Annotated in this window: 13 protein-coding genes and 1 pseudogene; 11 read left to right on the top strand and 3 right to left on the bottom strand. The window is 66.3% G+C overall.

Features of this window, described 5'->3' with window-relative positions; translation table 11 throughout:
• The first annotated feature begins 12 nt into the window (after nt 1–12).
• The 10 genes from B0684_RS01630 to B0684_RS01585 all read left to right on the top strand — a co-directional run bounded on the left by B0684_RS01630 (nt 13) and on the right by B0684_RS01585 (nt 8,578).
• On the top strand, nt 13–789 hold the full coding sequence (locus tag B0684_RS01630) for a protein phosphatase CheZ (RefSeq protein ID WP_018176832.1): 777 nt from the start codon (nt 13–15) through the stop codon (nt 787–789).
• A 44-nt stretch (nt 790–833) separates the two neighbouring features.
• A complete protein-coding gene (locus tag B0684_RS01625) occupies nt 834–2,897 on the top strand; it encodes a chemotaxis protein CheA (RefSeq protein WP_018650155.1) in 2,064 nt (687 codons plus the stop codon).
• Between the two features lie 2 nt (nt 2,898–2,899).
• A complete protein-coding gene (locus tag B0684_RS01620; protein ID WP_018176830.1) occupies nt 2,900–4,015 on the top strand; it encodes a protein-glutamate methylesterase/protein-glutamine glutaminase in 1,116 nt (371 codons plus the stop codon).
• 1 nt (nt 4,016) lies between these two features.
• Nucleotides 4,017–4,760, top strand: a complete 744-nt coding sequence (locus B0684_RS01615; RefSeq protein ID WP_018145737.1) for a flagellar motor protein — start codon at nt 4,017–4,019, stop codon at nt 4,758–4,760.
• Between the two features lie 7 nt (nt 4,761–4,767).
• Nucleotides 4,768–5,670: a flagellar motor protein MotD gene (motD, locus tag B0684_RS01610; protein WP_018169734.1), complete on the top strand. Its 903-nt coding sequence runs from the start codon at nt 4,768–4,770 to the stop codon at nt 5,668–5,670.
• Nucleotides 5,667–6,467, top strand: a complete 801-nt coding sequence (locus B0684_RS01605; protein ID WP_018169735.1) for a ParA family protein — start codon at nt 5,667–5,669, stop codon at nt 6,465–6,467. The genes motD and B0684_RS01605 overlap by 4 nt, the downstream gene beginning before the upstream one ends.
• Complete coding sequence (locus tag B0684_RS01600; protein ID WP_018176829.1) at nt 6,464–7,177, top strand: chemotaxis protein CheW; 714 nt, start codon at nt 6,464–6,466, stop codon at nt 7,175–7,177. The genes B0684_RS01605 and B0684_RS01600 overlap by 4 nt, the downstream gene beginning before the upstream one ends.
• A 127-nt stretch (nt 7,178–7,304) precedes the next feature.
• Nucleotides 7,305–7,763, top strand: a complete 459-nt coding sequence (locus B0684_RS01595; protein ID WP_018145733.1) for a chemotaxis protein CheW — start codon at nt 7,305–7,307, stop codon at nt 7,761–7,763.
• A 63-nt stretch (nt 7,764–7,826) separates the two neighbouring features.
• Nucleotides 7,827–8,012 carry a hypothetical protein gene (locus B0684_RS01590; protein WP_018169737.1) on the top strand — a complete coding sequence of 62 codons (186 nt, stop codon included), beginning with the start codon at nt 7,827–7,829 and terminating at the stop codon, nt 8,010–8,012.
• 140 nt (nt 8,013–8,152) lie between these two features.
• Complete coding sequence (locus B0684_RS01585) at nt 8,153–8,578, top strand: DUF2802 domain-containing protein (RefSeq protein ID WP_018176827.1); 426 nt, start codon at nt 8,153–8,155, stop codon at nt 8,576–8,578.
• Here B0684_RS01585 and B0684_RS01580 read toward each other — a convergent pair.
• Both B0684_RS01580 and fliK read right to left on the bottom strand, forming a co-directional pair.
• Nucleotides 8,573–8,944, bottom strand: coding sequence for an EscU/YscU/HrcU family type III secretion system export apparatus switch protein (locus tag B0684_RS01580; protein ID WP_018176826.1), 372 nt, complete (start codon nt 8,942–8,944; stop codon nt 8,573–8,575). The genes B0684_RS01585 and B0684_RS01580 overlap by 6 nt on opposite strands.
• Before the next feature lie 4 nt (nt 8,945–8,948).
• Nucleotides 8,949–10,223 (bottom strand): flagellar hook-length control protein FliK, encoded by a 1,275-nt coding sequence (gene fliK, locus B0684_RS01575; RefSeq protein ID WP_018176825.1) that lies wholly within the window; start codon nt 10,221–10,223, stop codon nt 8,949–8,951.
• Between the two features lie 119 nt (nt 10,224–10,342).
• Between fliK and B0684_RS01570 the strand changes: the two genes are divergently transcribed.
• Nucleotides 10,343–10,834, top strand: a complete 492-nt coding sequence (locus tag B0684_RS01570; RefSeq protein ID WP_026313054.1) for a low molecular weight protein-tyrosine-phosphatase — start codon at nt 10,343–10,345, stop codon at nt 10,832–10,834.
• A gap of 197 nt (nt 10,835–11,031) precedes the next feature.
• On the opposite strand, the pseudogene B0684_RS01565 reads toward B0684_RS01570, so the two are convergent.
• Nucleotides 11,032–12,474, bottom strand: a pseudogene (locus B0684_RS01565) (ribonuclease E/G); the annotation flags it as partial.

Raw genomic sequence — 12,474 nt, 5'->3', positions numbered from 1 at the left:
AAGAGGCTCCTCATGACTGAACAGGAACACCCCCCACGCGACGGCCAGCTCGAGCTGGCCCGACAACTGGTGCAGACGCTCGAGGCGGGCGACGACGCGGCGGCGCGCGCGCTGGTGCAGGATCTTGCGCGTCCTTACGACCGCGAGCTCTTCGATGAACTGGGCAAGCTGACGCGCGACCTTCACGAGGCCTTGCAGAGTTTCCGTGGGGACTCGCGTCTGGTGGAGCTGACGCAGGCGGAGATCCCGGATGCGAAGGAACGCCTGAACTACGTGGTCACCATGACCGAGCAGGCCGCGCACGCCACGATGGGCGCCATCGAGTCGAGCCTGCCGATCGCCGAGTCGTTCAGCCAGCAGGCGGCCGACTTGACCGCCAAATGGACGCGGTTTCGCAACCGGCAGCTCTCGGTGGACGAATTCCGCGATTTCGCGCGTGAGCTGGACAGCTTCTTCGGGCAGGCGGGCGAGGACGCCGAGGAGTTGCGGCGGCTGCTCTCCGAGGTGCTGATGGCACAAAGTTATCAGGACATTACCGGCCAGGTGATTCGCCGGGTGATCCAGTTGGTGACTGACCTCGAAGAGAACCTCGTTACCCTGATTCGGCTCTCCAGCGGGCGCATGGAGCAGGTCGAAGCGGCCGAGGCGTCCCTGGATCGTGGCGAAGAAGACCGCGAGGCGGACCGCAAGGGTCACGGCCCCAGTGTGCCCAAGACTCAAGATTCCAGCGCAGATGTCGTTCAAGGACAGGACGAGGTGGACGATCTGCTATCAAGCCTGGGCTTCTAGCAGTGCCCCCCATACGACTGGCGCCACGGGACCGGAGAGACTGAATGGCCATCGACCCCAATGACGAGATCCTTCAGGACTTCCTGATCGAGGCCGGGGAACTGCTGGAGGGGCTCAACGAGCAACTCATCGACCTGGAACAGAACCCGGACGACCGGGATCTGTTGAATGCGGTCTTTCGAAGCTTCCACACCATCAAGGGGGGCGCCGGGTTCTTGAGCCTGGATGCGCTGGTGACGGTGTGTCATCACGCCGAGGACGTCTTCAATCTGCTGCGCAACGGCGAACGCCGTGCCGATAGCCATCTGGTGGACACCATGCTCCGCGTGCTGGACTCCCTGAACGTCATGTTCGGGGATCTGCGTTCCGGAGTGGACCCGACCCCCGCCGATGCCGCGGTGGTCGAGGACCTGCGGCGCATGGCAAAAAACGAAGATGTCGCCGGAGATACCGCCGGGGCGCCGCCCGCGCCTGAACCGGAGCCCGTCCCCGAGCCACAGGCCTCGGCCCCCGGCGACGCCATGGTGGGCGGTGGGGAGGAGATCACGGACGACGAGTTCGAGGCCCTGCTGGATACGTTGCATGGTGACGGGGCCCCGGCACCCGTGGACGCGGCCGTGCCGGGCGACGCCGGGGCCAGCGAAGACTCGGGCGGTGATCTGATCAGCGACGACGAGTTCGAGAATTTGCTGGACGAGTTGCAGGCCAAGGGCGGAGGTCCGGCATCGCCCGAACCGGCTGCGGACGCCCCTGCGGATCCACTGCCGACCGAGCCCGCGGCCGTGGCGCCCGAGCCGGAAAAAGCGGTAACGCCGGAACCGGCGGCTGCCGGTGGGCAGGGCGGCGGTAGTGCCCGCGCCGGCGGGGCCGAGGCCGGTGGGCGCTCGGCTCCGCAGGGCGAGACCTCCGTGCGTGTGGATACCGAGCGCCTGGACGAGATCATGAACCTGGTGGGCGAGCTGGTTCTGGTACGAAACCGGCTGAGCATGCTGCGTTCGCAGCATGTCGACGACGAACTGGGCAAGGCGATCAGTTCGCTGGCACTGGTGACCTCCGACCTGCAGACCTCGGTGATGAAGACCCGCATGCAGCCGGTGAAGAAGGTCTTCAATCGCTTCCCTCGAGTGATCCGCGATCTGTCGCGGAATCTGGGCAAGGAGATCGAGCTGGAGATCTTCGGCGAGGAAACCGACCTCGACAAGAATCTGGTCGAGGCCCTGTCCGATCCGCTGGTGCATCTGGTGCGGAATGCTGTGGACCATGGCATCGAGACGCCCGATGTGCGCGAGGCGGCGGGCAAGTCGCGCAAGGGTACGGTCGTGCTCGGCGCGGCCCAGGAGGGTGATCACATCGCACTGCTGATCAAGGACGACGGCGGTGGCATGGACCCGCAGGCCCTGCGTCGGAAGGTGGTGGAGAAGGGGCTGATGGAGCCCGCGATGGCCGAACGCATGACCGATCGCGAGGCCTTCAACGTCATCTTCATGGCCGGATTCTCCACCAAGACCGAGATCTCGGACGTCTCCGGCCGCGGGGTTGGCATGGACGTGGTCAAGACCAAGATCTCGCAGCTCAACGGCACCATCGAGATCGATTCCGAGATCGGCGTAGGGACCACGCTGCGGGTGAAGCTGCCCCTGACCCTGGCGATCCTGCCCGCCCTGATGGTGATTCTGGACGGCCGGCGTTTTGCGATCCCGCTGGCCTCGGTCTCCGAGATCCTGGATCTGGATTTGACCAAGACGAATTACGTGGATGATCAGGAAGTCATCATGGTGCGCAAGCACGCCCTGCCAGTCCATTACCTCAAGCGCTGGCTGAAGCCTGGGCACGAGCCCGAGGTGCGCAAGGATGCCCACGTAGTGGTGGTCCATACGGCCGACCGCAAGGTAGGACTGGTGGTGGATGATCTCGTGGGGCAGGAAGAGGTGGTCATCAAGCCGCTCGGCCAGAATCTGCAAGGCGTGAAGGGCCTGGCGGGAGCGACGATCACCGGGGATGGGGGCATCGCCCTGATCCTCGACGTCTCCGACCTGGTGACCATCCTGATGCGGCAACTGCAAATGTCCGGTCGACCGCGCCGCGCGTCGCGCTCGAGCGAGGGCTGAGGATGCCGATCAGGGTTCTGGTAGTTGACGATTCGGGGTTCTTTCGTCGGCGTATCGCCGAGATCCTGGATTCCGATTCCGGCATTGAGGTCGTAGGTTCGGCCGAGAATGGCGAGCAGGCGATCGCCAAGGTCCGGGACCTCGATCCCGATGTCGTGACCATGGATATCGAGATGCCGGTGATGGACGGCATCACTGCGGTGCGCAAGATCATGGCCGAGCGCCCGCTTCCGATCCTGATGTTCTCCAGTCTCACGACCGAGGGAGCCCAGGCGACCCTGGATGCGTTGGAGGCCGGGGCGGTGGACTTCCTTCCCAAGCGCTTCAGCGACATGGCGGGGGACGAGGACAGCGCGCGCATGCTGCTTCGGCGCCGCGTGCGCTCGTTGTCACGCAGCCGGGCGCGCTCTGTCAGTGCCCCGGGCACGACCACGCCTGCGCGGGAGGCCCGGCCGTCCGCGCGCCGCGAAGAGACCGACCGTCAGGCCGCGGCCGATGCGCGCAAGCCGGCTCCGGCGGTTGCCAGTTCCCGGCCGCCGACGCCGTTACGGCAGTTGCGCGCGGTACTGATTGGTACCTCCACCGGCGGTCCAGTGGCGCTGCAGGAGGTGCTGAAGCCGCTCCCGGCGAATTTCCCGCTGCCGATCCTGCTGGTGCAACACATGCCCGCCAGTTTTACCCCGGCCTTCGCCGAACGTCTGAACGCCATGTGCAATATCGAGGTGCGTCAGGCGAAGGACGGTGATGTGCTGAAGCCGGGCGTGGCGCTGCTGGCCCCGGGCGGGATGCAGACAACGCTGGAGCGCGGCAGCCAGACGCATGTGCGAATCGCGGAGAGCCCCCTGGGCACCATCTACAAGCCGAGCGTGGATGCGGCCTTCGGTTCCGCCGTGGAGGCGCTGCGCGGGCAGGTGCTTGCCGTGATCCTCACCGGCATGGGCGCCGATGGCCGCGAAGGCACGCGGGCGCTGAAGGGCGCCGGCGCGCAGGTGTGGTCGCAGGATGCGGCGACCTGCGTGGTGTACGGGATGCCGGCGGCAGTGGCCGAGGCCGGCCTGTCCGATCATGTGTACCCGCTGCCCGAAATCGGGCCCGCACTGGTGAAGGGGTTCTGCTGACATGGATATCCTGAGCCTCATCGGGATTACCCTGGGGCTGGTGGCGGTTCTCGGCGGCAGCATTGCCAAGGGCAGTGGCCTGGGTGCGCTGTGGAATGCCGCGGCCTTCCTGATCGTGGTGCTGGGGACCCTGGGGGCGACCCTGGTGCAGGCACGGCTGTCGGTCTTCATGCACGGTATGCGCATCCTGCCGTGGGCCTTCAAGCCACCGAAGGTCGACAATCGCGCGACGGTCGAGCAGATCGTCGAGTGGTCGCATGTCGCGCGCAAGGAAGGCCTGCTAGGCCTGGAGACGCTGGCCGACGAGGAGACCGACGGCTTTGCCCGCAAGGGACTGCAACTGCTGGTGGACGGTAGTGAACCGCAGACCATTCGCCAGATCATGGAGGCCGACCTCGACAACCGCGAGCACTTCGACCTGCAGGGCGCGAAGATCTTCGAGAGCATGGGGATCTATGCCCCGACCCTGGGGATTGTCGGCGCGGTGATGGGCCTGATGGCAGTGATGCAGAACCTCGCGGATCCGAGCAAGCTGGGGGCGGGCATCGCGGCGGCCTTTGTCGCCACGATCTACGGCATTGCCTCGGCCAACCTGCTGTTCCTTCCGGTGGCCAACAAATTGAAGTCGATTATTCAGAACCGCTCGCAACACCAGCAAATGCTGATGGAAGGTCTTATCGCCATTGCGGAAGGTGAAAACCCGCGGAACATCGAAAGCAAGCTGAGTGGCTTCATCCACGAGTGAGGTCACCATGGCGCGACGCAAGCGGGCGGAAGAACATCAGAATCACGAGGCATGGGCCATCCCCTATGGGGATCTGGTCACACTGCTGCTGGCGTTCTTCGTGGTGATGTACGCCATCTCCTCGGTGGATGACGGCAAGTACAGGGTGCTGTCCGAGTCGCTAGTGGACGCCTTTCGCGCACCGATGCAGGCCGACCCGATTCAGGTCGGGGATCCCACCGTGGCCCGGGAACGTACACCGCAGGATCTGCGTGCCCTGGTGCCTATCGAGGTCCAGCCAGGTCTGGTGGAGGATGGTCCTCAGCCCATCGACATGGCCTTGAGCGGGATGCTTGACGAGGGCCCGGACGACGCTGGGATGCAGGCGTTCCTGGACGAACTGGCGGATACCGCGCGCGAGATCGAACAGGCGATGGCGCAATGGATCGAGGATGGCGACCTGCGCGTGACGCGCGAGGCCTATTGGCTGGAGATCGAGATCACCAGCCGTCTCCTGTTTGCGTCCGGGGCGGCGACCCTGAACCCACAGGCGGAGGGTCTTCTGCAAGAGGTTGGCGAGATTCTTGCGCCACGTGTCTCCCGCGTTCATGTGGAGGGACACACGGACAATGTGCCCATCCAGACCGCGATCTATCCGTCGAATTGGGAGCTGTCGTCCGGACGGGCGGCCGCAGTGGTCAGCGTGTTCGAGGAGGTCGGGGTCGATCCGGAGAATCTGGTCGCCCTAGGCTATGGCGAGCACCGGCCGACGGCCAGCAACGACACTGCGGAGGGGCGGGCCGAGAACCGGCGCGTGTCCATCGTGGTACTGCCCGGGGCGCGTCCGCGCGCCGAGGGCGCGCAGGAACCGGAGCGCCTGCGCGAGGATCTTCCGCCCGCACCGCTCCCGATGGATGGAGACACACCATGAAGGTCTGGGCGGTTGCAAACCAAAAGGGGGGGGTGGGCAAGACCACCACCACGGTGACGCTGGGCGGGCTCCTGTCGGGCCCGGAGCAACGCGTGCTGCTGGTGGATGTGGACCCGCACGGATCGCTGACGGCGTATTTCGGCCATGATCCGGAGACCGCCACGCGCGGGGTGTACGAGCTTTTCAGCCAGTGCGCCGAGGGTGCGGATCCGGACCCGAATGGACTGATCCGCGAGACCCGGTTCCCGGGGCTGGATCTACTGACCGCGAGTACCGCGCTGGCGACGCTGGATCGCCAGCTGGGAACCCGCAGTGGCATGGGGCTGGTGCTGCGTCACGCGCTGGAGAAGATCTCGGGGCAGTACGACTACGTGTTGCTGGATTGCCCGCCGATGCTCGGTGTGTTGATGGTCAATGCGCTGGCCGCCTGTGACGAACTGCTGGTGCCGGTGCAGACCGAGTTCCTCGCCCTGAAGGGGCTGGAACGAATGATCAATACGCTGAAAATGGTACAGAAATCGCGCAAGTCCGAGTTGGCGTACCGGATTATTCCGACCCTGTTCGACCGTCGTACGCGCGCGGCGCACGAGGCCCTGTCGGAACTGCGTCGTTTGTACGGCGACGACGTCTGGCCGGGCGTAATCCCGGTGGACACGAAATTCCGCGATGCCTCCAGTGCCGGGCAGCCGCTGTGTTTCATGATCCCGGACGCCCGGGGTGTGCTCGCCTACTCGGATCTGCTGGAGGCCATCGGTGGCCGGCTGTCCGAACCCCATGAACGGAGGCGACGCGGATGAACCGTTCCATAGTCGACAACCTGGCCCTGAAGGCCGAGCCGGAGGCGCTGGACGACTACTTCGGCAGCCTGCTGGACGAGCCGGAGCCCGTTCGCCCGCTTCTGCGACCGGATATCCTGGAGCCACGGCCGCCGGTAGAAGAAGCTGCGCCCGTAGTGGAGTTGGAAGCCCCGGTCCGTGAAGCCGATGCGGTGGACGTCGTCCCGGCGCCGGTAGTGGCCTCGGCCCCACCAGCCCCACCGGCCGATCCAGCGGAGCGCGAGTATGCGCGGCCCGAGCAGCCGTTTTCGGCCCTCGTGATCGAGGCTGGCAACCTGACCCTGCTGGCGCCGCTACATGCGCTGGGCGGGGTGGCGCCGCTGGACAGCCTGGAAGTGCGGCCCACCCCGAATCATTCGGTCTGGTACCTTGGATTGGCGGATACCAAGCAGGGGCGGGTGCAGCTGATTGACCTGGCCGCAGTGGTGACACCGGAAGATCGTGACTACGAGCCGGATACGGCCCGGCAGGTGGTGTTCCTCGCGGGTTCGCGGTTCGCGCTGGCCTGTCGCGCGATTCACGGTACCCGGGTGATCCAGCCGGAGTCGTTGCGCTGGCGCAGCCACCGCCGGCGCCTGCCCTGGCTGGCCGGCGTGGAGCGCGAGAAGATGGCGACGTTGCTGGACCTGGAGGCGCTGGATCGCACCCTCGACGAGGGTGGCTGGGACTGATCCCGGCCGGCGCCATTCAAGCATGGCGGTAATCGGCCGATAACCCGGTCAAGACGACACCACAGGGCGGCCCCCGCCGGCACGGAATATCGAGGATGACATGAGCAGCGCACAAGACGTAGAAGCCATGACCAAGGCCGACACCGCTCCGTATGTGACTTTCAGTCTGGCGGAGGAAACCTATGCGATCGACGTTCTGCAGGTTCAGGAGGTGCTCAAGGTTACCGAGATCGCCCCGGTACCGGGTGTGCCGGACTACATCCTCGGGATCATCAACCTGCGCGGGAATGTCGTTACGGTGATCGACGCCCGGCGGCGTATGGGGCTGGATGATCGCGAGTCGGATGAGGCCTCGCGCATCGTGATCATCGATGTAGACAACCAGAACGTGGGGATTCTGGTGGATTCCGTCTCGGAGGTCGTGCGGATCTCCCCGGATTCGGTCGAGCCGGCGCCCGAGGTGGGTAACGATGACAGCAGCCGCTTTATTCAGGGCGTGACCAGCACCGAGGAGGGCCTCACCATCCTGGTGGACCTGAACAGGCTGCTATCGGACGACGAGTGGGCGCAGTTGCGCGAACTGTAGCCGCGCACGTCGGGTCTACAGTCAACAGACGAGGACCATGAGGCGCAAGCCGGGAGGTGAACCATGGTCGACGAACTCCAGCCGGACCGGACTGTTCGACCGGTCCATACCACTGTTCCCGGGCGCAGTTTGAGCGACGACCATGACCGCGATCCGGTCTTTCGTCCCGCAGTGCGTCCAACCCAGCAGCGTCCGCCGCGCAAGGAAGAACGCCGCCAGCGGCGCGGCCTGATCGACGACTACGCTTGAACTCCCCGGGGACCGGCACCCACTCGGTCCGGGCGCGGGTCCGTGTCCGATTTTTTCGCCATGGCTGGTCACGCCCTCACGAATCACGCGACAATCGGCAGGCCCCGGGTTTCAGGAGTGTGCAGGCAATGGGAGAGGGAATGCTGATCTGGCTCGCCGCGTTGATTGCGTTGCTGGCGACCATCGTCGCCGGATTTGCCGTGGGGCTCGTGATTCTGTTGCGTCGGCAGTTGGTTGCCCTGCGTCAGGATTATCAGCGTCAGGCCACCTCGGTAATGGCGCTGCAAGGGGCAATGAAGGCTCTGTCTGAAGGGGTTGCGACCCACGGGCAGGCACAGGCCTCGGTACAGCGTGCCCTGGCGCGCCTGCATGACCAGCACAGCGAGCTACGCGCCCGCGAGGGCGACAGCGGTGCCTACGAGCAGGCGATTCTTCTGATCCAGCAGGGCCTGGGTCGTGAAGAGGTCCGTCGGCGTTGTGGCCTTACTTCCACCGAACTCGACTTGTTGTTCAGCCTGCACGGCTCCGGGAATGCCGGCGGTTCCGGGTTCGCCGGGCGTTCATGAGTCCCGGTCCGGCCCTTCGCGGTCCGGTCTGGACTGGCGCGAGGGGGCCTGATACCCACTGCCCCGGTCGTCGGGTGTGATCCCTGCCAGCAGGAACACAAAGGCGAGAATCTCCGCGACTGCGATGTAGAGCTCTTCCGGGATCTCGCTGCCGACGGGGACCTGCGCCAGCGCCTCGCTCAGGGCCGGGTCCTGATGCAGCGGGATTCCGTGTTCCTCGGCAATGCGCAGGATGGCCTCGGCCGTCAGGCCCGAGCCGCTGGCTGTGATCCGCGGCGCCTGCCGACGATCCCATTCCAGTGCGACCGCCTTGGCCGGTGATCGGCCGCGGTCGGCCGTTCGGTCCCCATGATCCTTTCGTGCCATCGGCTCAGGCCTGTTCGTCCAGCATGCGATGCGAATTCGTGGGGCGCGGGTCCGTATCGACCTCGCCCTGACGTACCGACAGCCCCGTCACCGTCAGGTCGCGCTCGCCCAGCCGATCGCGGAGATAAGCCATTTCGCTGCGCAGTCGCGTGACAGTATCGGCCTCGGGTGCGGTGAAGTGCACGCTGACGCCCCCATTGCGCGATGCCAGGGCGATCCGCGTCGGGCCGAGGTCACCGATATCCAGCGTCAACACAATCGACCAGGGCGCTTCGGCTTCGTCGTCGCTTCCGCCTTCGCGGTGGATCTCGCCGAAAACACCGTGGATACCCTGCTCGCTGCGCAGCGGAAGTTCGAATAACCAGCGACTGTTGCCGGGCTCGTCACTTGCGAAGGACTGCAGCGACTGGAGCTGGAGCGACGTGACACGTTTCAGGAGGCCCTCCAGAAGGCCGGACAGGGCGGCCGGGGCAGGGGGAGCCGAGGCGGTGGCGGGGGGTGCTTGCGCTGCAGGGCGTGCGTCCGCCGCTTGGCGAACCTGGTCTGCGGCACGCAGCAGCTGGGCCTTGAGATCTGCCGCGAATGGATGCATCGGGCCTTGACCGCGTCCGGCATGCCCCAGCATGGCCTCCATCCAGAGTCCCGATTGCTGGACGTGCTGGCGCAGGGTCTCGGGCTGTGCCAGTTGGCCCGGCGTGGGCAGGAGCTCCAGGATACGGTGCAGTGCGGGTGCGGCCTGGGCCCCGGGCATGGCGCTCGTGGCTGGCGCCCCGGTCCCGGAGGGCTGGGTCAGCAGGCCATGCAGAGCCGGCCCCAGTGAGCGAGCCCCGGGGAGCTGTAGACGCAGTTCTTGTCCCAGCCACTGCTGGGCCGGGTTGGGCGCTGAGCCGCTACTGGCGGGGCGGGGTGCGGCGCGATCCATGGTCAGGGGGAGCAGGCGGACCTCCAGGCGTGGCTCGGTGCGGGTGATCTCGGCCAGCATGGCGGTGCCGGAAGCGCCCGAGCCGGGTCGGTTCAACAAGGCCGTGGGCAATGCGCCGGTCAGCTGGGCGGCGACCACCGTGGCAGGGGGGGAGGGGCGTGTCGCGGTCGATGCGCCGCTGCGGCCCGGGGAGGGTTCGAGACGCAGCCGCACCCCGCGATCGGCAAGTACGTCCAGGACACGAACCTCGATGCGCGTTCCGGTCTGGAGGGATTGTCGCGTTCCGGTGCCCGCCCCACTGGCCACATTGCCGGGGGGTGTCCAGCCGGGAATGCGCGGACCGCCAAGGTCGACCATCAATGGATCTCGTGATGCAAAGCCTCAGCATGGCATACCGGAGGGCGCGGAATGAAACGGCCCGCCCAGGATGCCCGGTTTGTTATCCTGATGCCTTTCGCGATTCGGACTGTGGAGCGATGTCGAAGATACGTGTACTGATGGTTTGCCTGGGCAATATTTGTCGCTCGCCGATGGCCCATGGGGTGTTCGAGGCGCGGGTGCGCGAACACGGACTGAGCGAGGCCATCGAGGTCGATTCGGCCGGAACCGCCGGGTATCACGTGGGAGCGAAGGCGGATAGCCGGGCCCGCCAGGAGGCGCGCTCGCGCGGCTACGATCTGGAACATCTGCGCGCGCGCCGGCTGGAGCCCGAGGATTTCCTGGAGTTCGATTACATCCTGACCATGGACGACGCAAACTACCGCAATGCCGAGCGCATCCGTCCGGCAGATGCGCGGGCGGAGTTGCTGCGGTTTCTGGACTTTGCGCCACAGTTCGGCGAACACGAAGTCCCGGACCCGTACTACGGCGGGGACGAAGGGTTCGTGCACGTCATGGACCTGGTGGAAGCGGCAGCGGATGGGTTGCTGGAACATATCCGCGATCGCCACACGTTGAAGGCCTCCTGACAGCACTGCCGGGCGAGTGGCGGACCGGGCGCAGGAGTCGCTGCCGGAGTCGACTGGCGCAGGGTCGCGTGCAAGCCGCGCCAAAGGCGTCGGTCTGACCCTTCTGGAAGATCATCCATTCGGAATCCCGAGGCCAGAACCAAAAAGGGCCCGCCAATAGGCGGGCCCTTTTTGGTTGGACGAGGGACCTCGTCCTGTCAGTCGTCGCCTTTGCGGTTCGGACTTTCGGCGGCCGGTTCCGCTGGCTCGGCAGTGGGCTTGGGCGCGGCAGGTTTGTCGTCTTTCGCCTCCGCAGGCTTTTCTGCTTTCACTTCGTCCGGCCTTGAAGCAGAGGCCCCTTCATCGGAGGGGGTGGTCTCCGCCTTGGTCGCCTTTGGCCGGCGGGTTCTTGGCTTGGGAGCGGTGTCCGGCGGTTCCGTCGGGGTCGCATCGGTCTTGCTCGCGGCATCCCCGGCATCGGCTGCGGACTTCTTGGCCCGGGCCGGGCGCTTGGCCGGGGCCTTGTCGCTTTGGCCTGTGGCGTCCGCCGTGTCCTGCTTCGCAGCCGGCTCGGCTTTTGGGGCCGGTTCCCGGGAATCGGAAACGGCCGGCTGGCTTTCCGTCGGGGTGTTCGGCTCGCTGGAGCCCGGAGTCCCTTCGCCGGCGGAGGTGTCTGAGGAGGCCGGGGCCGGCTTGCGGCCGCGACCACCGCGGCTACGCCCCTTGGCGGGCGCGGCGTCCTTGGGGACGCCATCGTCGGGGCTGGCCTTTTCCGGTGGCGGGGTACTCTCGCCACCGTCCCGGGTTGGGGCAGAGGACTCGGGGTTCTGAGCTTCTTTGGGCGTCTCAGCGTGCGCCTTTCCGGTGTCGGCCGAGGCGGCCGAATCCGGGGCGGCCGTATCACTGCCGGATTCCGGAGCGGAACCCTCGTTTGCAGTGTTCTGCGCACCATCGGTGCCGGCTTCGCCGGCGTTTTCGCCAGAACGTCCACGACCGCCACGACGCCGGCCACCGCGACGGGAACGGCGGGAACGGGTGCTGCGACCCTTGCTGCCGTCATCCTCGTCCGACTTCTCCGGTCCGTTACCCGCAGGAGTGTCCGCGGCTTCGCTAGTGGCGGCCTCGTCCTTGTCCCGTGCTGGTTTCTCGGCCGGCTTCTCGGCCGGTTTCGAGTCTGCGGACTTCTCGGGTCCCCTGGTGTCAGGCGTCCGGCTTTCGGCGGCTTGTTTCGGAGATTCGTTGCTCGTGCCCTTCGCGGCATCGGCATCTTTCTTGCCGCCACGACGGGAACGGCCCTTGGCACCATCGGGCTTGGTGCCATTGCCCTTGGCACTATCCGTCTTGTCGGGTGCGCCCTTCTTGCCCTTGTCGGTCTCGTCACGCTTGTCGCCGGTATTGCGGCCGCCGTTGTCGGCCTTTTTCCGACTGCCCCCGCGGCCGCTGCCCTTGCCGCCGCGGTTGCTTTCGCCGGCGCGCCCGCGACCTCCGCCCTTGCGGCTGTCTTCCTGTTCATCTTCCGGTCCGTCTGCCGGACGCGCGTTGGGGAACAGCGAGGACCAGATGCGCGTGAAGAATCCGGGCTTCGCCACCGGCGGTGACGTCTCTGGAGCGGAGGGTGCGCTGTCGCTGACCGGGGCCGGCCCGGTCATCTTGACGCCCTG

This window comes from Thioalkalivibrio versutus, assembly GCF_001999325.1.
GTDB lineage: Bacteria > Pseudomonadota > Gammaproteobacteria > Ectothiorhodospirales > Ectothiorhodospiraceae > Thioalkalivibrio > Thioalkalivibrio versutus.
This window is presented reverse-complemented; position numbering and strand designations above follow the sequence as displayed.